This is a genomic window from Dokdonella sp., assembly GCF_044227025.1.
Classification (GTDB): domain Bacteria; phylum Pseudomonadota; class Gammaproteobacteria; order Xanthomonadales; family Rhodanobacteraceae; genus Dokdonella_A.
Window position 1 is genome coordinate 612,270 of sequence record NZ_JBGAFX010000001.1, and the last position, 18,951, is coordinate 631,220.

Consider the following 18,951-nt stretch of genomic DNA (forward strand, 5'->3'; position numbering starts at 1 on the left):
CCAACGGACACGAGGGCGGCGGCGATGAACGCGAACACGGTGGAACCGCTGCGCAAGGCGGTGCGGCGCATTTCGATGAAGCCCTGGCGCGTGGTCGAGGCGCAGCACCGCGCGTCGACGATGCGTCTGGTCGACACGCTGGCCGAGCAGCGTGCGCTCGAGGACCTGCTCGAAGCCGGCAAGCCGCCGCTGCCGGCGGAGGCGGCGCCGCTGCACTACCTGCTGGCCACGCCGTTCCGTTATCCCGCGCCGCCGCCGGCCGGCTCGCGCTTTCGCGCCATCGGCGATGCGGGTGTGTGGTACGGCGCGAGCGCGGTGGTTACCGCGCTGGCCGAAGTCGCCTACTGGCGCCTTAAATTCCTCGCCGATTCGCCGGCGACGCCGGACCTGCCGCCGGTACCGCATACGGTGTTTCGTGCCGAGGTCGCCGGCAGTGCCTGGGTGTTGACCGATGCCGCGTTCGCGCGGCGCCGCGCGCAGTGGGAAGACCCGGCGAGCTACGTCGCGACGCAGGCGCTCGCGCGCAATGCGCGCGAGGCGGGTGTCGCGTTGATCCGCTATCGATCGGTGCGCGATCCCGGCCGCGGCAGTTGCGTCGCGGTGTTGACGCCGAAGGCGTTCCGCCGTGCCGAACCGATCGAGCAGCACGGCTGGCTGATCAAGGTCACGCGCGAGCGCGTGCTGGCCGAAACCGGTCTTGGTGCCGAGCGGATCGCGTTCGAGGCGGGCGAACTCGGGTTCGCCCGCGCTGCATCCGTTCAGTGACCGCCGTCGACCGCATCCTTGGCGACGTCGGTCGCCTTGTCCTTCGCGGTGTCGATCGCCTTCTCTTTCGCGGCATCGACGGCCTTGTCCTTGATCGCGTCCGTCGCGCCGGAGCCGCCAACCGCGCCGGCTGCCGCCGCGCCACCGAGTGCGCCGCCGCCGACCGCATCGGCGGCCTTGTCCTTGGCGACGTCCATCGCCTTGTCCTTGGCCGTGTCGATCGCCTTGTCCTTGAGGCCGTCGGTCGCGGCGCCGCCGAGCGCGCCACCGCCGACGGCGCCCGCAGCGGCCGCGCCACCGAGCGCGCCGCCGCCGACCGCATCAGCGGCCTTGTCCTTGGCCATGTCGACGGCGCGCCCAGGGGAACGGATGGGGGAGCGCGATCCTTCCCGGCTCAGCCGGCCGGCTTGCCGCCAAGCACTCTCGCGGGCAGCAGGATGATCGCCTTCAGCAGCTCGAACACACCCTCGACCGCGACGCCGAGCAGGCGGAACGGCAACAGCAGCAGCCACGCGATCGGATAGAGCACCAGCGCGAGCAGCGCGAGCGGCCAGCAGAACACCAGCAGCAGCAACCACAGCACGAAGGTCAGCATCGACATCTCCACGACACCGGAACCATTCCGGCAGGCTCAGGTTTGCACAATGGGGGCGCGCAACCAGTGCCTAAAGGGGGTGGACGGTTGCGCCCTCAATCGGCGCGTTGCACCGGCTGCACGCGCAGTTCGTCCGCTTCGGAGACTACCGCCGGTTCGATCGTCGCCGCTGCAGGCGCGCGGGTCGTGATGACCGGCAGGTGCGATGACACGCGCCAGGCGAGCAGGCCGCCGATGGCGACGACGATCGATGCAGTCCAGAACGTCGCGCCCGCGATCGCGTCATGGCGTCCGGAGTCGGCGACCGCGACAAGAATGCTCGGGAACACCAGCGCGCCAAGGATGCCGGCGATGCTCGACAGACTCGCGATTGCGCCCTGCAGGCGGCCCTGTTCGCGCGGATCGACCGCATGCGTGAGCATCGCCTGCGCCGCCGGTGTGGCGACGCCCCACAGCGACGCGACCGGCATCATCGCCCAGAACCAGTAGCCCGTCGGCGCGAGCGCGTAGAGCGCGAAACCTAGCGCGCCGAACGCCATTCCGCACAGCAGCGCGCGCCGTTCACCGAGCCGGCCGACGATCCGCTTGATCAGCGCACCCTGCACGATCGCGGCCAGCAGGCCCACCAGGGCAAGCGTGTTGCCGGCCATGTCGGAACCCCAGCCGAAGCGGTAGTCCGCATACAGCACGAACGTGGTCGGATAGACCATGTGCGCGAACGCCATCAGGAACAGCACGCCGGCAAGGCCGAGCACCTGCGGATAGCGGCGCAGCAGCATCAGCGAGCCGATCGGATTGGCGTGGCTCCAGTCGAAACGCTTCGTGCGCTTCTCCGGCGGCAACGACTCGGGCAGCACGAAGTAGCCGTAGACGAAATTCGCCAGGCACATCCCGACCGCCGCCCAGAACGGCAGGCGCACGTCGATCGCACCGAGGTGGCCGCCGACGAACGGCGCGATGATGAAGCCGAGGCCGAACGCCATGCCGATCATGCCGAACGCCTGCGCGCGCTTTTCCGGTGGCGTGATGTCGGCGAGATACGCGTTCGCGGTGCTGAAGCTCGCTGAAGTGATGCCCGAGATCACGCGCCCGATGAACAGCAGCGGCAGCGAGTTGACCAGCGCCATCATCGCGAAATCGAGGCCCAGGCCGAGGTTGGAAAGCAGGATCACCGGGCGCCGGCCGAAGCGGTCCGACAGCGTGCCCTGCACCGGGGTGAAGACGAACTGCATCGCCATGAACACGCTGGCGAAGCCGGTGTACCAGCGCGCCGCCGCGGCGATGTCGCCGTGCAGGAAACTCTCGACCAGGTGTGGCAGCACGGGAATGATCAGCCCGAACGCCATGATGTCGATCAGCACGGTCACGAAGATGAAGGCGAGCGCGGCACGACGCGGGCCTTTGGGGGCGGCAGTGTCCATCGAAGGGGCGCAGCAGGGCGAAGGCGCGCACGATAGCCGATCCGCGCGCCGCCCGCTTGGTCGACGCATGGATCCGCTGGAACCGCTCGTGCGGGCTGCTTGTCGAAGAGTGCGGCCGGGGAGGGTCGCTGCGGACTATCCGAATCCCGAAGCTGTCGCTGGCTCCACGGTCATCCGGAGCAGACGCTCAGGGGCGAGCGCACGGATCAACGATGCCCGTCGATGTCGATGAAGCGCAGGAATTCAGCGCGTGTGCGCGCGTCCTCGCGGAACGTGCCGAGCATCTGGCTGGTGATCATCGACACGCCGGTCTTGTGCACGCCGCGCGTGGTCATGCACTGGTGCGTCGCGTCGATGACGACGCCGACGCCGCGCGGCTTTAGCACCATGCCGATGCAGTGCGCGATCTGCGCGGTGAGCTTTTCCTGCACCTGGAAGCGGCGCGCGTACGCGTCGACCACGCGTGCGAGCTTGGAGATGCCGACGACCTTGTCGGTCGGCAGGTAGCCGACGTGGGCGCGGCCGATGATTGGCGCCATGTGGTGTTCGCAGAACGACTCGAAGTGGATGTCGCGCAGCACGATCATCTCGTCGTAGCCGGCGACTTCCTCGAAGGTCCGGCCAAGATAATCGGCCGGATCGATCGCGTAGCCGGAAAACCAGTCGCGATACGCCTCGGCGACGCGCTTGGGCGTGTCGAGCAGGCCTTCGCGGGCGGGGTCTTCGCCGGCCCAGCGCAACAACGTGCGCACGGCATCCTCGGCTTGCGCCTGATTCACGGCGGGCAGGCCCGTCTTCTTCGCGCGCGCGGTCTTCTTCGTCGGCATCGGCATCGGCTCGTGCGGTCGGGCACGCAGTCTAGCAGGCCGTGTCGGCGCGCCCGCTTCGGCCTGTGCAAAGCCGGTGTCACGCGCGGCGGCGCGCCGGCTTTGCCTCGACCGGCGCGAGCACCCACGACAGCGCGACCAGCTTGCCGCGCGGCCGTGCGTGCGCCGGCTGTTGAACCAGTTCCATCAGGCGCGCGAGCAGGCGGTTGATCTCGGCGAGGTCGGCGGCATCGACCCAACCCTTGCCGCGGGCGGCCCACAGCTCGCGTCGCGGACCCTCGACGACGCTGTCCGGGTCCGCCAGCGCGCGCGCGAAGTCGCGACCGGCGACGCGCAGCACGCTCGCGGCGACGCGCCCGACTGCATCCGCATTCGCGGTCGCGCCGGGCTTGTAGCGCAGGCGCAGGCGATTGCCCTTGCGCGTGCGCGTGCGATAGCGACGTCCATCCGCTGCGGCCTGCTCCTCGACCAGTCCGCCTTCGGCGAGCTGGCGCAGGTGGTAGTACAGCCCATCCGCCGGGCGACCCAGCGCAGCGGCGAGTTCCGCCACCGTTACCGCGCTGCCGAGCGCCTCCAGCGTGTCGACGATCTCGATGCGAGTCGGCGAGGCGAGCAGGGCGATCTCGTTGGCGTCTTCGATCAGCGCCGCGCGTGTCCGTGCCATAGGTTGGGTTGCCTAGTTTGAAATTCAGTGCAATTATTCAAACACTGACCGCGCAACGCAAGTGCAGGAGAGGAACATGATCAGGCAGGCATGGGCGCTGGCGGCGCTCGCAACGGGGTTCATGCAGCTCGCTTCCGCCGAAGACGCGAGCGATGTATTCGCGCGCTTCCGGCAGGCCAGCGGGGGCGCGCGATGGGATGCGGTATCGAGCGTGCGCGTCGAAGGCACACTCGCCGCCGGCGGCATGAGCGGCAGTTTCGACGCAACCCAGGATCTGGCGACCGGCCGCTCGAATGACCATTACCGACTCGGCCCGATCGAAGGCGCCGACGGCTACGACGGCAGCACCGGCTGGAGCCGCGACCCGGGCGGCGAAGTCGCCGCGCTCGACGCACCCGAAGCGAAACGCCGTGCGCGCAGCCAGGCGTGGCTCGATGCGCGCGGCTACTGGTATCCGCAGCGCATCGCGGCGAGTTACGCCAAGGCCGAAGCGCGCGAACTGGACGGTCGCCGCTACAACGTTGTCGTTGCGACGCCCGACGGCGGCGATCCGGTCACGCTGTGGTTCGACGCCGGCACGCACCTGCTCGCGCGCACGCTGCAAAAGCAGGGCGCGGACACCGCCACCACGACGTTCGAGGACTGGCGCGACGTCGATGGCGTCAAGTTGCCGTTCCATACCGTGACCCGGTTGACGGACACCGCTGGCCGCAGCGACGAGCGCAACCGCAGCGAGGTAAAGGCCTCGCGCATCGCCCTCAACGTCGCGATTGCCGACGCCGATTTCGCGATGCCGGCGATGACCGCGACCGCGCGCATCGACGCGCCCGGCGGCGTCACACGCGTTCCATTCGAGCTGGTCAACAACCACATCTACGCGAACGGCTCGATCGACGGCAAGCCGGCGCGTTTCCTGGTCGACACCGGTGGTGTGAACCTGCTCACGCCGACGTCGGCGAAGAAGTTCGGCGTCGAAGGCGAGGGCAAGCTCGCCGGTCGCGGCGTCGGCGAGCAGACGGTCGACCTCGCGCTCGCGCACGCGCAGGAAGTGCGTCTCGGCGCCGCGGTACTGGCGAAGCCGGTGTTCTACATCATCGACCTCGGCAAGTTGCCGCAAGTGGAAGGCTACGACTCCGATGGTTTGGTCGGTTACGAGATGTTCCGCCGCTTCGGTGTCACGATCGACTACGCGAAACACGAACTCGTGCTGGCCGAACCGTCGAAGTTCGCGCCACCCGCGGGCGCGCATGCGGTGCCGTTCGAACTCGCCGACCGCATTCCGATCGTGCAGGGCACGCTCGATGGCGTGCCGGCGCGGATCAGTGTCGATACCGGCTCGCGTGCATCGTTGACCCTGCACGCGCCGTTCGCGCGCGAACACGGTCTGGTGGCGAAGTACGCCGCCACGCCGGAAGCGGTCGTCGGGTGGGGCGTCGGCGGTCCGTCACGCGGGCGCATCGCGCGCTTTGGCACGCTCGCGCTCGGCGATCTCGCGATCGACGGTATTGCGGGCGACATCTACACCGGCGACAAGGGCGCGTTCGCGAGTCCGGATCTCGGCGCCAACCTCGGCGGCGGCGTGCTGAAACGCTTCACTGTGGCGTTCGACTACGCGGCCAGGAAGATGTACCTCGCGCCGAATGCGGATTTCGGCAAGGCGGATGCGTTCGATCGCAGCGGCCTGTGGCTGCTCGGCACGGACGATGCGCTCGAAGTCGCCGACGTCGCGCAGGACAGCGCGGCCGCGCGCGCGGGCTTGCGCGTGGGGGATCGCATCACCGCGATCGGCGCCGAAAAGATCGGCATGCGTCCGCTGTCGGAATGGCGCCAGCGCCTGCGCGAACTGCCGGCCGGGACGAAGCTCCTGCTCGCGTACGTGCGCGCGGACAAGCCCTCGCACACCGAACTCGTGCTCGCCGATCGCATCCCGGCATGGCGCGAGTCGCGCTAGACGGCGCCGGGTCGAGGCAGCTGTGCAGGAGCGCCGCAAGCGCGACCGGACCCTGGCGCACGCCGGATGCCTGTCGTGGCTGCGCCGCTCCTGCCCGGGCATCGCCGCGAGGACGGCGCATATCATGTGCGCGCAGGCGCGGTTTCCGCAGCGACGCGGCTTTTCGGCCTTCAGCCTTCAATCAAACCCATCCCCGTAAATCGGATCGAGCACCACCGCGCGCACATTGCCCCACAGCGCGTACAGCTGCTCGTGCAGCAGCGCGGCGGTGGTGTAGACGAGGAACACCGCGGCGACGCCGGTCTGGTTGTCGACCCACGGCGAGGTCGCATACTTGCCGGTGCTCGACACCTGCACCGCGTTGCCCTGCGCGTCGACGAGGTTGCGCCATTCACCGTAGCCGTAGCCGTAGGCCATCGGATCGGGCGAGTTGAGGACCGGTGCGCCGTGCGTCTGGTCCTTCTGCATCTCGACGATGCCGTCCGCCTCGAGGTACTGCGCACCGTTCCAGGTGCCGTGTTGCGCGATCATCTGCACCGCATGCGAATAGTCGAGCATGGTCGCGCCGATGCCGCCGGCAATCTGCGGGTTCGCACCAGGGTGGTAGAAGCTGGTATCGGGCATGCCGAGTGGCGTGGTCACTTCATCGGCGAAGATCTGCGCCCAGCTCTTGCCGGTGGCGATCTCGGCCATGCGCCCGCCGACCTGCATGCCGTTGCCGGTGTAGGCGAACGCGCTGCCCGGTGCGTACGCGAGGGCGAGGCCGAGGATCTGCTGCGCGCAGCTATCCAGCGAGTAACTGGGGTCGCCGACGCAGGGCGCGTCGTTCGCCGGGAGGCCCGAGGTGTGGCTGAACAACTGACCGAGCGTGATTGCCTGCTTGTCGGCCGATGCGCCCGGAAAATACTCGCCGACGGTGTCGCTCCAGCGCATCTGGCCACGCTCGACCAGGCGCTCGATCGCGATCGCCGACAGCCACTTGCTCGCCGATGCGATCGGGATGCGCGTGGTCTGCGTGTAGTCGCCGAAATATTCCTCGTAGATCGGCGCACCCTCGCGGATCACGATCAGCGAGGCGCCACTGATGCCGGGATGGCTCGACAACAGGTCATCGATCTGCTGCGTGACCGGCGCGAAATGGTAAGCCGGCCCCGCGTGAACGACCGTGTTGACGACGGCCGATGCCGCGAACAGGAACAGGGGCGGGAAACGCACGGCAAGTCCTCGTCGGAAACCCGACCCTTGCAACGCGGTGGCGCACGTCCGGTTGACAGGGCGCCCTGTCCATCCGTTCGTGTCGAGCGCACCGGAACCAAGTTCCGCGAAGTCGAAACACCATGAAACCCTGCCGCAAACGGTCCTCGGCAGGTAGCGACTGTCGTTGCAAACTCACTCCACCCGGCAGAACGCGGCCTTGAGGTAGCGCGATTCCGGCACGTGCGCCATCCACGGGTGGTCCTCGCCGGCGCCGGTCACCTTGAGCACCTGCACCGTGCGGTTCGCGTAGAACGCGGCGCGCCGCAGCATGTCGAGGAACTGTTCCTCGCTGACCAGGCCGGTGCACGAGCAGGTAAGGAAGATTCCGCCCGGCTTGACCGCGCCGAGTGCGAGCTTGTTCATGTCGAGGTATTTCTTGAGCGCCGGAATGACCTGCTCGCGGTCGCGCGTCATCTTGGCCGGGTCGAGGATCACCACGTCGAACTGCTTGGCCTGGTTTGCCGCCGCGTCGCGCAGCCAGTGGAAGATGTCGGCTTGCACGAAGCGCACCTTCGCCTTGTTGAGGTAGGCGTTCTTCGCGGCGATCTCGAGGATTTCCTCGTCGAGGTCGACGCCGGTGACTTCGCTGGCGCCGCCGATCGTCTTCGCATAGATGCCGAAGCCACCCGAGTTGCAGCAAAGGTCGAGCACGCGCTTGCCTTCGCAGAACGTCGCGAGGTACTTGCGGTTGTCGCGCTGATCGGCGAAGAAACCGGTCTTGTGCTTGGTGCCGGGCGCGGCGTGGAACTGCACGCCGTGCTCGTGGATGACCGTCGGTGGCGGCGAGCTCGGGATCGGGCAGTCGAAGCTCTCCTGCTTCTGCACGTGATCCTCGGCGAACGCGTAGAAGTCCGCGTCGGGATATTGTTCGAGCAGGCAGCGTTTGATCAGGTCGCGCTGCTTGAACATGCCGGCCGAGAAATATTCGACCACGAGCGTGTTGGCGAAGCGGTCGACGACGAGCCCGGAGAGGCCGTCGCCTTCGGAGTGCACCAGGCGGTAGGCGTCGGTGACCGCGTCGAGCTTGAGCTGGTCGCGGCGCAGGGCGATCGCCGCACCGATCTTGCGCGCGAAGAACGCCGCGTCGACCGGCTCGTCCGGATTCATCGTCAGCACGCGCAGCGAGATGCGCGAATGGCCGTTGTAGAAACCGCGGCCGGCGAAGTTTCCTTCGCGGTCCACGATGTCGACGATCGTGCCGGGCCTGGGTTTCGGGTCCGGCTTCTCGACCATCTTCTGGAAGATCCATGGATGGTTCGAGCGGCGTTCGGTCTTGAGGGTGATGAGCGGCAGGGCTTCGCGATTCATTGCGCGATTATAGGGGTGAGGGCCGGAGGCTGAGGGCCGGCAACCTTCTCGCCGGCGGGAAAGCGGGAAACCGCTGCGCGGACAGATCGCGCTTTTCAGCCCTCGGACCTCACCAATATTCACACCTGCGCGCTGCGTCCGACCTTGCAAGCGCGCGGGTCGGACGCTAAGTTCCACTCAGCAGAAGGGGAGTAGCTCTCCCGTCGCCGTGATCGTCAACACGAGCCGCAAGGCTCCGGTCCGGCGGGCGGATCGCCCACGGGCGGTTCCGCGAGCAAGACCTTCGCCGTCGACGGCGAAGCTGTGTCCCGAGTTTTCGTGACCTGTGCGCCATCGATCCCAGCGCAGCCACGGGACACAAGTTCATGCACAGCATCGCCACTCCTGCCCTCTGGGCCGTCTTTGCGGTCATCCTCGCCGCCGCGCTCGCGGTCGATTTCCTGCTCTTGCGCGCCGCCGGTCCGCGCCGCGTGACGTTCCGCGCCGCGGCGGTCTGGAGCTTTGCCTGGATCGGCCTCGCGCTCGCATTCAATTTCGGCCTGTGGGCATGGCTCGATGCGAGCGCCGGGCGCACGGTCGCAAACGAGATCGGCCTCGAGTTCCTGACCGGCTACCTGATCGAGAAGGCGCTCGCGGTCGACAACATCTTCGTGTTCCTGATGGTGTTCAACAGCTTCGCCGTGCCGCCCGAGCTGCGCCAGCGAGCGCTCATGCTCGGCGTGCTCGGGGCGATCGTGCTGCGCGCGGTACTGATCCTGCTCGGCGCGGCGCTGGTTGCCCAATTCCACTGGGTTCTCTACCTGTTCGGCCTGTTCCTGTTCGCGACCGGGCTCAAGATGCTGCTCGCGGCCAATCCCGACCCCGACCTCGAGCGCAATCCGGTGCTTCGCTGGATGCGCCGCCACCTGCGCATCACGCGCGACTTCCGTGGCGACGCGCTGAGCGTCCACGAGGGCGGGAGGCGCTGGTACACGCCGATGTTCGTGGTGCTGGTGCTCGTCGCGGTCACCGACGTGATCTTCGCAGTCGATTCGATCCCCGCGATCTTCGCGGTCACGCTCGATCCGTTCATCGTGCTGAGTTCGAACGTGTTCGCGGTACTCGGCCTGCGCGCATTGTTCTTCCTGCTCGCCGGCATGGCCGACCGCTTCCACCTGCTTGCCCACGGCCTCGCCGCGGTACTGCTGTTCATCGGCGCGAAGATGCTGCTCGCGGGCGTTTTCGTGATCCCGATCGGCATCGCACTGGCCATCGTGGCGCTACTGATCATCGCTTCGATCGTCGCCAGCCTGCTGCTGCCGCCGCACACGCACCGCGCCGACTGACGGGCCTGCTCAGGCGCGCGCGGCCGTGCCCATGCCCAACGCGGGCGTGGGTGCCAGCGAGGAATGCGCGACGCAGCGATTGCGGCCGTTGTGCTTGGCCGCGTACAGCGCGCGATCGGCGTTGCGCAGCAACGCGCGCAGGTCGCGCGTTTCGGCGTCGATCGAGGCAACGCCGACCGACACGGTCAGGCGCAGCGGGTGACCGTTGCTCGACAGCAGTGCGCTGGCCACGTGCTGGCGCAGGTACTCGGCCAGCACGCAGGCTTCGAGTTCACTTACTCCGGGCAGCAGCACCGCGAATTCCTCGCCGCCGATGCGGCTGAGCGGGGCGTCGACCGCGAGCGATTCGCGCATCAGCCGGACCAGGCCGAGCAGCGCCTCGTCGCCGCTGTCGTGGCCGAACGCGTCGTTGATCCGCTTGAAATGATCGACGTCGATCGCAAGCAGCGACAGCGGGCGACCCTCCTGCAGGGCTGCATCGATTTCATGGTCGGCCATGCGTGCGAGCGTGCGGCGGTTGTGCACGCCGGTGAGCGGGTCGGTCATCGCCAGGCGGGTGAGATCGTCGTTCATGCGATCGCCGCACATCAGCATGAAGCCGATCGTGCCGAGCATCGGCAGGATCGAACTGGACACCAGCACGAGGGTCAGCACGGTCGGGCGGAAATCCGCCAGACCGAGCATCGGTCCGAACAGTTCGGTCAGGCCGCGCAGCAGGGCCAGCGCGGCGCAGGCGATGAACAGCGAGCCGGTCAGCCGCTCTGCCGGGCGGAGGCGTTCGCGGCCGAGCATCACCGCGCGCGCGACGCCGAGCTGAAGCAGGACGATCGGCAGCGTGTCGAACGTGATGCGCCAGCGCGGCGCGGGCCACGCCAGCGTGAACAGGCACAGGATCACGAAGGTCAGCGCAACCAGCAGCAGCGGCGCGCGACTGGGCGGACGGTTCGCGAAGTGCTCCACCGCGCGCCCCATCACGGCGTACGAGAGGACGTACATCGTATTGGTCAGGATGATCGCGAACGGGCCGTCCCAGCCGTCACCGCGCGGCACCGCCGAGAGCAGCGCCAATGCCTCGATCAGCAGGCCGCCGATCCAGATGCGCATGGCCGTGCGCAGTTGCGCCGGATAGCGCGAAGCCGCAAACGACAGGCTCGCGCCGACGCACAGCGTCAGCAGCGAGGCGATCATCATGGCGGACTTGATATCGAAGTTCATGCAGGTCGACGCACGACACGAAGCCCCGTGAACGGGGCTCGAAGCCATCGTCGGCGGCCGCGCGACAGGCCCCCTGCCGGTCGCGCCGCGGACGTGAATGACCGCACGCATCATGCGTACGGGCACATTTGGGCCAGTATTTTAGCAAAGGCCCCCCACCCGGATTTTGTGACGGAGTCGACTTGTGGGAGTGCCCGGCGCCCCAATTTCGAGCCGATGGACATTGCCCGCCCGGCCCTCGAACCGACCGCCGCCACCGTCGCGCATGACCGCGCGCGCATCCGCTATGCGTTGCTCGGCGCGGGCGCGCTGCTCGCCGGCGTGTGGATCGCCTGGCTGGGTGCCTGGATGCTCGGCTGGTCGCTTGACGATCTCGGGGTCGCGCCGCGCCAGGCGCAGGGGCTGATCGGCATCCTGACCGCTCCGTTCGCGCACGCCTCGTTCGAACACCTGATGTCGAACACCCTGCCGCTTGGCGTGCTGGCGACGCTGACCCTGTATTGCTACCCGCGCGCCGCGCGCCTTGCGTTGCCGCTGATCTGGCTGTTGTCCGGTCTCGGCGTATGGTTGTTCGCGCGCAGTTCCGTGCATGTCGGCGCGAGCGGCATCGTGCATGGCCTGATGCTGTTCCTGTTCGTGATCGGCCTGCTGCGCCGCGACCGCCTCGCGGTGGTCACGTCGCTGGTCGTGTTCTTCCTCTACGGCGGCATGTTGCTGTCGGTGCTGCCGCACGAGGAGCGGGTCAGCTTCGAATACCATGCCGCTGGCGCGGTTGCCGGCGTGCTCGCGGCCTTCCTGTTCCGCCGCCGCGATCCGAGTCCGCCGCAGAAGCGTTACAGCTGGGAGCAGGAGACGGCGCGCGATGGCGACGACGAACTGGAACTGCCGCGCGCACGGGAAGTGCCGGTGCTTTGGCAGCGCGCGCCCGGCGAAAGCGGCAATGGTCGCGTGATCGAGTTCCGCCCGCGCCCGCGCGCGCCGGACCCGCCGCCGCCGACCCTGCACTGAACGCGCGCCGCGCTGCAGCGCCACCCTGGCGCGAACCGCGCTAAGCTGCCGCCGATGCAACCCGGGCCATGGCCATGAACGATCCACAAGCGCGCCGCGTCGAACACCAGCAGACCGACAAAGGCTACGTGCCGGTGTATACGACCGCGGTGGTCGAACAGCCGTGGTCGAGCTATTCGCGCACCGACCACCAGACCTGGGCGACGCTGTTCGAGCGCCAGCGCGGCGTCCTCGAGCAACGCGCCTGTCGCGAGTTCATCGAGAACCAGCAACGCTTCCGCATGAGCCCGGATGCGATCCCGCGCTTCGACGAACTCAACGAAGTGCTCGCCAAGGCGACCGGCTGGCAACTGGTCGGCGTCGAGGGCCTGTTGCCGGAGCTGACGTTCTTCGATCACCTCGCGAACCGGCGCTTCCCGGTGACGTGGTGGATCCGCAAGCCCGAGCAGCTCGACTATCTCGCCGAGCCGGACCTGTTCCACGACCTGTTCGGCCACGTGCCGCTGTTGCTGGAACCCGTGTTCGCCGACTACATGCAGGCGTACGGGCGCGGCGGCGTGAAGGCGCACGGCGTCGGTGCGGAAGCGCTGGTCAATCTCACCCGCCTGTACTGGTACACGGTCGAGTTCGGCCTGATCCGCCAGGACGGAGCCCTGCGCATCTACGGTTCCGGCATCGTCAGTTCGAAGGGCGAATCGATCTACAGCCTCGAATCGCCGGCGCCGAACCGCATCGGCTTCGACCTGAAGCGGATCATGCGCACGCGCTACCGCATCGACACGTACCAGAAGACCTATTTCGTCATCGACAGTTTCGAGCAGCTGATGGATGCGACGCGCCCGGATTTCCGCCCGATCTACGTCGACCTCGCCGCGCAGCCGTCGGTGCCGGCCGGCGAAGTGCTTGCCGCGGACCATGTCTTCCATCGCGGCAGCGGCGAGGGCTGGGCTGCGGATGGCGACGTGTAGCGTCGTTGGAAGGATTCTGTGGGAGCGGCGGAAGCCGCGATGCTCTTGCTGCCGCAGAAGTAGTCCGCGGCTCCGGCGTTCCTGCATGCGCACCGCAATGGGGAACCCGCGCGCACTACGCGCAGTCGGAACAGCGCCGACGATGATTTGGAGGTTGCAATGAAGCTCCGGTACGGATTGCCGCTATCACTGCTCGCGATCGCCGGCGTCGCACACGCCGAGGTCAGGCAATCCGCCGCCGATGGATTCCTGGTCGTGCTGTCGGAGCCGGTTGCAGCCACGCCGGCCAAGGCATGGGCTGCCCTGGTGCAGCCGCAGCGCTGGTGGAGCGATGAACATACCTGGTCCGGCAAGGCGGCGAACCTGAGCCTGAAACCGGAGGCGGGTGGTTGCTTCTGCGAGCGCTGGACGGGGGGCAGCGTCGAACATGGGCGCGTCGTGATGGCGCTGCCGCCACAGTTGCTGCGCCTCGAGGCCGCGCTCGGCCCCTTGCAGGAATTCGCGCTCAAGGGCGTGCTGACGTTTCGCATCGACAGCGGCGACGATGGCGCCACGACGCTCGCGCTCGAATACCGCGTGAACGGAGCGAGCGCGAGCGGTCTGGACGCCTTCGCGCCGCAGGTCGACGAGGTGCTCGGCCAGCAGTTCGCGCGGCTCGTGCGTTTCGTCGCCAACGGCAATCCGGACGCGCCGCCGCCCGTCGCGCCGCCCGCGGTCGACGCCGGTGCCGCGCGCCGCGCCGGGATCATGGAAGAATGGAAAAAGAGCGCGGAGGAACAGGCGGCTGCCGACAAGGCCGCCGCGCGCGCGCGCAAGGACGCCCCCGCAAACAAGCGCTGATCGCGCCAACTCCCTCCCGCCACCCGGCGGCATGTCGCAAAGGCCGCGGGTTCGGCGTTCTTCTGCATGACGGAGGGACGCCGGCCTGAATCGTCGGCCTTCCGTCGCGGCGCACGCGAGTCCCGGGCGGGACGCGGTGGATGCCGCGTTGCGGAGGAAGACCATGCACACGACTGGTTCAACGGCGGACCGCGCTCGCACGCGCCCGTCGATCGGGTTCTTCGCCGTCGCGTTCGTTCTGGCAGCGATCGCAGTGCGCGCGCAGGAGCCGCCGCGGCCACAGATGTACAACGATGCGTCGACGACGCGCAACACCAGCGGCTGGCTGCGCACCTACACGCGCGATGGCGCGCTCGACCACGACAATCCGTTCTTCCAGAGCCTCGGCACGAACGGACGCTCGTGCAGCACCTGCCACCAGCAGGCCGACGCGTGGTCGGTCACGCCGGAGCATGTGCGCGAGCGCTTCGAGGCCAGCGACGGCACCGATCCGATCTTTCGCACCAATGACGGCGCGACCTCGCCGCTGGCGGATGTCTCGACCGTGGCGAAGCGCCGCGTCGCCTACGACCTGCTGCTGCGACGTGGCGTGATCCGCGTCGGCATCGGCATTCCGGCCGGCGCCGAATTCAGCCTCGAAGCGGTCGATGATCCGTACCATTTCGCCAGCGCGGCGGAACTGTCGCTGTTCCGGCGGCCGCTGCCGTCGACCAATCTCGCCTTCCTGACCGGCGTGATGTGGGACACGCGCGAAACCGCGGTGCCATTCCTGCCGCCGATGGATGCGGGCGTCGGTAATGCCGATCTCGTCGCGAGCCTGCGCCACCAGGCGATCGACGCGACGATCGGCCACGCGCAAGGCGCCGCGCCGAGCGACGGGCAGCTCGACGCGATCGTCGCGTTCGAGCTTGGCCTCAGCACCGCGCAACTGCGCGACGACCGGGCTGGCGCGCTCAACGACGACGACGCGCTCGGTGGTCCGCGCATCCTCGCCAACCTGCGCTTTCACATCGGCATCAACGACACGCTCGGCGCCGACCCGGCCGGCGCTGCGTTCGATGGGCAGTCGATGCGCCTGTTCGAGGCATGGTCCGACGACAATCGTCCGGGGCGTCAGGCGGTCGCGCGCGGCGAACGCCTGTTCAACAACAAGCCGGTCGCGATCAGCGACGTCGGTGGACTCAATGATGCGTTGGGCCTTCCGGTCATCAACGGTACCTGCACGACTTGCCACAACGCGCCGAACATCGGCAATCACACGGTCGCGCTGCCGCTCGACATCGGACTTTCGGACGCGTCGCGACGCACGCCCGACATGCCGCTGTACACCTTGCGCAACAACACGACCGGCGAAACCGTGCAGACGACCGACCCCGGCAAGGCCCTCCTGAGCGGCAAGTGGAAGGACATCGGCAAGTTCAAGGGACCGGTCCTGCGTGGCCTCGCCGCACGCGCGCCGTACTTCCACAACGGCGCGGCGGCAACGCTCGACGATGTCGTCGACTTCTACGACACGCGCTTCACGATAGGCCTCACCCCGCGCGAGAAGAGCGACCTCGTCGCATTCCTGCGCGCGTTGTGACCGCGAGCCTCCTGCAGGAGCGCCGCAAGCGCGAACGCTGCCCGTAGCCGTCGCGGCTGCGCCGCTCCTGCAATGACCTTCAGCGCCCTGCCATCACGATTTCGCGGTCTTGCGCGAGGCGATCCACGCATCAAGGCGCTGTTCGAGCAGCGGCAGCGGTACCGAGCCTTCCGACAGGATCGCGTCGTGGAACGCGCGCAGGTCGAACTTCGCGCCGAGCGCGGTTTCCGCGCGCCTGCGCAACTCGACGATCTTCATCTCGCCGAGCTTGTAGCTGAGCGCCTGGCCCGGCCATGAGATGTACCGGTCGACCTCGGTCTCGACCTCGTGCCGCGAGAGCGCGGTGTGCGAGGCGAGGTAGTCGATCGCCTGCGCGCGCGTCCAGCCCTTGTGGTGCACGCCGGTGTCGATGACCAGGCGAGCAGCGCGCCACATCTCGTAGGTCTCGCGCCCGAATTCCTCGTACGGCGTCTGGTAGATACTCAACTCCTTGCCGAGCTTCTCGCAGTACAACGCCCAGCCCTCGCCGTAGGCGGAGATGTAGTTCTTGCTGCGGAACTCCGGCTGCTGCTTCTGTTCCTCGGCCAGCGCGCCCTGCAACGAATGGCCGGGCGAGGATTCGTGCAGCGTCAGTGCGGCCAGGTTGTAGAGCGGACGCGACGGCAAGTCGTAGGTGTTGACCCAGTAGGTATGCGCGCTGCCGCGGCCGGCGGTCCAGAACGGAGCGATCGCGGCCGGCACCGGTTCGATGCCGAAGCGACCGCGCGGCAACGTGCCGATGTAGCGGCCGATCTTCGCGTCGACCTGCTTGGCGATCCAAGCCGCCCGCATCAGCAGCTCGTCCGGCGTCTTCGCGTAGAACTGCGGGTCGCTGCGCAGGAATTCGAGGAATGCGGCGAAGTCGCCCTTGAACCCGGTCTGCTTCATCGTCGCCTGCATCTCGGCATCGATGCGCGCGACTTCCTTCAGGCCGATCGCGTGGATCGCCTCGGGATCGAGGTCGAGCGTGGTGTACTCGCGGATCTGCTGGCGGTAGAACGCCTTGCCATCCGGCAGCGCCTCGGCCGCGAGGGTCGTGCGCGCATGCGGCACGTAGTCGTCGCGGAAGAACTTCAGGAGCCTGGCATAGGACGGGATCACGTGCTCGCGGATCGCGCGCACTGCCTCCACGCGCAGTTTCGCCTGCTCATCCGCCGGAATCGTGGCCGGCAGCTCCTTCAGCGGCGCGTAGAACTCGCTGTCCTCGGGCGACTTCACTTCTGCGTAGTTCGCGATCGACACGTCGCGACCATCGAGCACCGCGCGCGGCACGCTGAAGCCGCGCTTGAGACCCGCGCGCATGTTCGCGGTCTGCTGCTCGAAGTAGCGCGGCACGTCGTCGAGCTTGGCGATGTAGTTGCGCGCCGCCTGCACGCTGTCGAGCGGCCGCCGCGTCATGAAACCGAGGTCGGACCAGAACTGCGAGTCGCTGTTGAACGGCATCTCGTAGCTGCGCAACGCCTGCGCCGCCGCGAGGTCGTGCACCTGCGGGCGGTACACCGCGAGGTTGACCTGGTTCTCCGCCGACAGCTCCGCAGCCGGAATCGTGTCGAGTTGCTTGAGTACATCGTTCCAGTACGCAAGCCGCGCGTGCTGCGCGACGACACCGACATCGGGCAGGTGATTGTTGGCCGGATCGGATGCATGGTCCTCGTCGTCGAGGCCGCCGAACTGCTGCTGACGCCAGTTCCATTCCGTCGTGTACAGCGCCTTGAAGCGATCGTCGGCCGATTCGGCGCGCGCGAGGGTCGTCAGCGCGAGGCCCGCGCAAAGTAGGGCGGCCAGCGATCGATTCATTGCACAACTCCGCGGGGTGGAAACCACCAATGATCGTACAGCGATGCGCGGGCGGAAGTGCCGATGGATGGGGAGCCCGGCGGCGCGACCTTACTCGTCGTAGCCTTCGACGTCCCCACCCATCGCGCGCACATAGGCGATCATGCCGCGCTCCGGGGTCTCGACGAACACCTCACCGGTAGCCTCGAACGTCGCGATCCGGTCGGGTCGGAACGTGCGGAAGCCGATGCGCAGGCGGCACCAGCTGCCGAGTGTCCACACGCCGCCCCAGAACGCGAGGCAGAGCGGTTCGACCTCGCGCTGGGTCGTGCGTCCGGCTTCGTCGCGATAGTCCAGGCGCAGCACCTGCCGCGCGGCGATCGCGGCGTGCAGGCGGTCGATCAGGCCGCTCCTCGCCTCGTTCCAGTCGGCCGGCGCGAAGATGCGCGAGCGCAGCGCGCGCTGCTTCAGCTCCGGTGGCAACACGGCTTCGATCTTCAGCAACGCGGCCCGCGCACCGCGATGCAGGCGCTGGCCGGCGAACGCCTTGACGAAGCGGGTGCCGACCACGAGGGCTTCGAGTTCCTCGGCGCTGAACATCAGCGGCGGGATGTCCGCGCCCTTGCGCAGCACGTAGCCGACGCCGGCCTCGCCCTCGATCGGCACGCCGGACAGCTGCAGGTCGGCGACGTCGCGATAGACCGTGCGCAGCGAAACGCCGAGCGTGTCGGCCAGGGTGCGTGCCGGCAACGCGGTGCGGCGACCGCGCAGGGCGTGGATGATGAGGAACAGGCGGTCGGCACGGCGCATCCGGCGATGATGTCGCCGTTGCGAGGTCGGCGTAAAGCCGCGCGCGCGGACGCGGCGTGCAGCGTCCGTCGCGACGCCGGCGTGCGCCGCGGCTTCACAGGTGCCGCGTCTCGGTGGGCGCGTTCCACCAGTTGTCGGCGCGGCCGTCGAAGTAGCGCACCGGGGTCTCGGCGAGTTCCGCCGGATCGACGTCGTCGAGGCAGGCGAGCTTGACCGAGACATAGTCGCCGCCGATCTCCTCGATGTGGCCGCGGCCGAACGGACGCACGCCGCAATGGCGGCAGAACAGGTGGTGGTTGCAGTGCGTGCCGAACGTGTAGTCGGCGAGCGCATCCTCGCCCGCGAGGAGGCGGAATGCGTCGGGCTTGATCGTGATGCCCCAGTTGCGCGTCTTCGTGCAGATCGAGCAGTTGCAGCGGCCGCTCCCCTCGGCGAGATCGAGGTCGGCCTCGAAGCGCACTGCGCCGCAATGACAGCTGCCGTGATAGGTCTTGATCATGTCGTGGTCCTGGTGGAAGGGATGTACCGGTGCATCATCATGCTGCGCGAGGCGCAATGCCTGAGTCCTTTGCGCCGCCGGTGCGTCCAGTGGACGGACGC

At 68.1% G+C, this 18,951-nt stretch carries 18 protein-coding genes; 7 read left to right on the forward strand and 11 right to left on the reverse strand.

Going from position 1 to position 18,951, the window contains the following annotated elements; genetic code table 11:
* Positions 1 to 24: 24 nt before the first annotated feature.
* Complete coding sequence (locus ACILRJ_RS02690) at positions 25 to 765, forward strand: RES family NAD+ phosphorylase (protein ID WP_395680110.1); 741 nt, start codon at positions 25 to 27, stop codon at positions 763 to 765.
* Here the strand turns inward: ACILRJ_RS02690 and ACILRJ_RS02695 are convergent.
* The 5 genes from ACILRJ_RS02695 to ACILRJ_RS02715 form a co-directional block, all read right to left on the reverse strand.
* Entirely contained in the window at positions 759 to 1,109 is a 351-nt protein-coding gene (locus ACILRJ_RS02695) for a hypothetical protein (RefSeq protein WP_395680112.1), read from the reverse strand. The two genes, ACILRJ_RS02690 and ACILRJ_RS02695, sit on opposite strands and share 7 nt — an antisense overlap.
* A 50-nt stretch (positions 1,110 to 1,159) precedes the next feature.
* Complete coding sequence (locus ACILRJ_RS02700) at positions 1,160 to 1,360, reverse strand: hypothetical protein (RefSeq protein ID WP_395680114.1); 201 nt, start codon at positions 1,358 to 1,360, stop codon at positions 1,160 to 1,162.
* 95 nt (positions 1,361 to 1,455) lie between these two features.
* Positions 1,456 to 2,781 carry a TCR/Tet family MFS transporter gene (locus ACILRJ_RS02705; protein ID WP_395680116.1) on the reverse strand — a complete coding sequence of 442 codons (1,326 nt, stop codon included), beginning with the start codon at positions 2,779 to 2,781 and terminating at the stop codon, positions 1,456 to 1,458.
* A 206-nt stretch (positions 2,782 to 2,987) separates the two neighbouring features.
* Positions 2,988 to 3,608, reverse strand: a complete 621-nt coding sequence (gene folE, locus ACILRJ_RS02710) for a GTP cyclohydrolase I FolE (protein WP_395680118.1) — start codon at positions 3,606 to 3,608, stop codon at positions 2,988 to 2,990.
* A 79-nt stretch (positions 3,609 to 3,687) separates the two neighbouring features.
* The gene (locus ACILRJ_RS02715; protein WP_395680120.1) at positions 3,688 to 4,272 is read right to left on the reverse strand and encodes a winged helix-turn-helix domain-containing protein; all 585 of its coding nucleotides are present in this window, start codon (positions 4,270 to 4,272) and stop codon (positions 3,688 to 3,690) included.
* 76 nt (positions 4,273 to 4,348) lie between these two features.
* Here ACILRJ_RS02715 and ACILRJ_RS02720 point away from each other — a divergent pair, with 76 nt between their 5' ends.
* Positions 4,349 to 6,223, forward strand: coding sequence for an aspartyl protease family protein (locus ACILRJ_RS02720; RefSeq protein WP_395680122.1), 1,875 nt, complete (start codon positions 4,349 to 4,351; stop codon positions 6,221 to 6,223).
* Between the two features lie 177 nt (positions 6,224 to 6,400).
* Here the strand turns inward: ACILRJ_RS02720 and ACILRJ_RS02725 are convergent, their stop codons facing one another.
* Both ACILRJ_RS02725 and ACILRJ_RS02730 read right to left on the reverse strand, forming a co-directional pair.
* On the reverse strand, positions 6,401 to 7,438 hold the full coding sequence (locus tag ACILRJ_RS02725) for a serine hydrolase domain-containing protein (protein ID WP_395680124.1): 1,038 nt from the start codon (positions 7,436 to 7,438) through the stop codon (positions 6,401 to 6,403).
* A gap of 174 nt (positions 7,439 to 7,612) precedes the next feature.
* The gene (locus ACILRJ_RS02730) at positions 7,613 to 8,788 is read right to left on the reverse strand and encodes a class I SAM-dependent rRNA methyltransferase (RefSeq protein WP_395680126.1); all 1,176 of its coding nucleotides are present in this window, start codon (positions 8,786 to 8,788) and stop codon (positions 7,613 to 7,615) included.
* A 365-nt stretch (positions 8,789 to 9,153) separates the two neighbouring features.
* On the opposite strand from ACILRJ_RS02730, the gene ACILRJ_RS02735 reads away from it, so the two are divergent.
* Positions 9,154 to 10,113 (forward strand): TerC family protein, encoded by a 960-nt coding sequence (locus ACILRJ_RS02735; RefSeq protein ID WP_395680128.1) that lies wholly within the window; start codon positions 9,154 to 9,156, stop codon positions 10,111 to 10,113.
* A gap of 9 nt (positions 10,114 to 10,122) precedes the next feature.
* Here the strand turns inward: ACILRJ_RS02735 and ACILRJ_RS02740 are convergent, their stop codons facing one another.
* Positions 10,123 to 11,328 carry a GGDEF domain-containing protein gene (locus ACILRJ_RS02740; RefSeq protein WP_395680130.1) on the reverse strand — a complete coding sequence of 402 codons (1,206 nt, stop codon included), beginning with the start codon at positions 11,326 to 11,328 and terminating at the stop codon, positions 10,123 to 10,125.
* A gap of 216 nt (positions 11,329 to 11,544) precedes the next feature.
* On the opposite strand from ACILRJ_RS02740, the gene ACILRJ_RS02745 reads away from it, so the two are divergent.
* The 4 genes from ACILRJ_RS02745 (at position 11,545) to ACILRJ_RS02760 (ending at position 15,726) form a co-directional block, all read left to right on the forward strand.
* A complete protein-coding gene (locus ACILRJ_RS02745; RefSeq protein WP_395680132.1) occupies positions 11,545 to 12,336 on the forward strand; it encodes a rhomboid family intramembrane serine protease in 792 nt (263 codons plus the stop codon).
* Between the two features lie 74 nt (positions 12,337 to 12,410).
* Entirely contained in the window at positions 12,411 to 13,304 is an 894-nt protein-coding gene (phhA, locus tag ACILRJ_RS02750; protein ID WP_395680135.1) for a phenylalanine 4-monooxygenase, read from the forward strand.
* Between the two features lie 159 nt (positions 13,305 to 13,463).
* Positions 13,464 to 14,144 carry an SRPBCC domain-containing protein gene (locus ACILRJ_RS02755; RefSeq protein WP_395680137.1) on the forward strand — a complete coding sequence of 227 codons (681 nt, stop codon included), beginning with the start codon at positions 13,464 to 13,466 and terminating at the stop codon, positions 14,142 to 14,144.
* A 163-nt stretch (positions 14,145 to 14,307) separates the two neighbouring features.
* Positions 14,308 to 15,726 (forward strand): hypothetical protein, encoded by a 1,419-nt coding sequence (locus ACILRJ_RS02760; RefSeq protein WP_395680139.1) that lies wholly within the window; start codon positions 14,308 to 14,310, stop codon positions 15,724 to 15,726.
* Positions 15,727 to 15,819: 93 nt separating this feature from the next.
* Here ACILRJ_RS02760 and ACILRJ_RS02765 read toward each other — a convergent pair whose 3' ends face one another.
* The 3 genes from ACILRJ_RS02765 to ACILRJ_RS02775 all read right to left on the reverse strand — a co-directional run bounded on the left by ACILRJ_RS02765 (position 15,820) and on the right by ACILRJ_RS02775 (position 18,850).
* Positions 15,820 to 17,562 carry a DUF885 domain-containing protein gene (locus ACILRJ_RS02765; protein ID WP_395680141.1) on the reverse strand — a complete coding sequence of 581 codons (1,743 nt, stop codon included), beginning with the start codon at positions 17,560 to 17,562 and terminating at the stop codon, positions 15,820 to 15,822.
* A gap of 90 nt (positions 17,563 to 17,652) precedes the next feature.
* Positions 17,653 to 18,351 (reverse strand): helix-turn-helix transcriptional regulator, encoded by a 699-nt coding sequence (locus ACILRJ_RS02770; protein ID WP_395680143.1) that lies wholly within the window; start codon positions 18,349 to 18,351, stop codon positions 17,653 to 17,655.
* Between the two features lie 94 nt (positions 18,352 to 18,445).
* Positions 18,446 to 18,850, reverse strand: a complete 405-nt coding sequence (locus ACILRJ_RS02775) for a GFA family protein (protein ID WP_395680145.1) — start codon at positions 18,848 to 18,850, stop codon at positions 18,446 to 18,448.
* Positions 18,851 to 18,951 lie beyond the last annotated feature (101 nt).

What these genes read in the sequence shown, in the direction of transcription:
- ACILRJ_RS02740 (WP_395680130.1), bottom strand. Translation starts at nt 11,328, where the DNA reads ATGAACTTCGATATCAAGTCCGCCATGATGATCGCCTCGCTGCTGACG.
- ACILRJ_RS02765 (WP_395680141.1), bottom strand. Translation starts at nt 17,562, where the DNA reads ATGAATCGATCGCTGGCCGCCCTACTTTGCGCGGGCCTCGCGCTGACG.
- ACILRJ_RS02770 (WP_395680143.1), bottom strand. Translation starts at nt 18,351, where the DNA reads ATGCGCCGTGCCGACCGCCTGTTCCTCATCATCCACGCCCTGCGCGGT.
- ACILRJ_RS02695 (WP_395680112.1), bottom strand. Translation starts at nt 1,109, where the DNA reads ATGGCCAAGGACAAGGCCGCTGATGCGGTCGGCGGCGGCGCGCTCGGT.
- ACILRJ_RS02735 (WP_395680128.1), top strand. Translation starts at nt 9,154, where the DNA reads ATGCACAGCATCGCCACTCCTGCCCTCTGGGCCGTCTTTGCGGTCATC.
- ACILRJ_RS02760 (WP_395680139.1), top strand. Translation starts at nt 14,308, where the DNA reads ATGCACACGACTGGTTCAACGGCGGACCGCGCTCGCACGCGCCCGTCG.
- ACILRJ_RS02705 (WP_395680116.1), bottom strand. Translation starts at nt 2,781, where the DNA reads ATGGACACTGCCGCCCCCAAAGGCCCGCGTCGTGCCGCGCTCGCCTTC.
- ACILRJ_RS02700 (WP_395680114.1), bottom strand. Translation starts at nt 1,360, where the DNA reads ATGCTGACCTTCGTGCTGTGGTTGCTGCTGCTGGTGTTCTGCTGGCCG.
- ACILRJ_RS02775 (WP_395680145.1), bottom strand. Translation starts at nt 18,850, where the DNA reads ATGATCAAGACCTATCACGGCAGCTGTCATTGCGGCGCAGTGCGCTTC.
- ACILRJ_RS02745 (WP_395680132.1), top strand. Translation starts at nt 11,545, where the DNA reads ATGGACATTGCCCGCCCGGCCCTCGAACCGACCGCCGCCACCGTCGCG.
- folE (WP_395680118.1), bottom strand. Translation starts at nt 3,608, where the DNA reads ATGCCGACGAAGAAGACCGCGCGCGCGAAGAAGACGGGCCTGCCCGCC.
- ACILRJ_RS02720 (WP_395680122.1), top strand. Translation starts at nt 4,349, where the DNA reads ATGATCAGGCAGGCATGGGCGCTGGCGGCGCTCGCAACGGGGTTCATG.
- ACILRJ_RS02730 (WP_395680126.1), bottom strand. Translation starts at nt 8,788, where the DNA reads ATGAATCGCGAAGCCCTGCCGCTCATCACCCTCAAGACCGAACGCCGC.
- ACILRJ_RS02690 (WP_395680110.1), top strand. Translation starts at nt 25, where the DNA reads ATGAACGCGAACACGGTGGAACCGCTGCGCAAGGCGGTGCGGCGCATT.
- ACILRJ_RS02715 (WP_395680120.1), bottom strand. Translation starts at nt 4,272, where the DNA reads ATGGCACGGACACGCGCGGCGCTGATCGAAGACGCCAACGAGATCGCC.
- ACILRJ_RS02755 (WP_395680137.1), top strand. Translation starts at nt 13,464, where the DNA reads ATGAAGCTCCGGTACGGATTGCCGCTATCACTGCTCGCGATCGCCGGC.
- phhA (WP_395680135.1), top strand. Translation starts at nt 12,411, where the DNA reads ATGAACGATCCACAAGCGCGCCGCGTCGAACACCAGCAGACCGACAAA.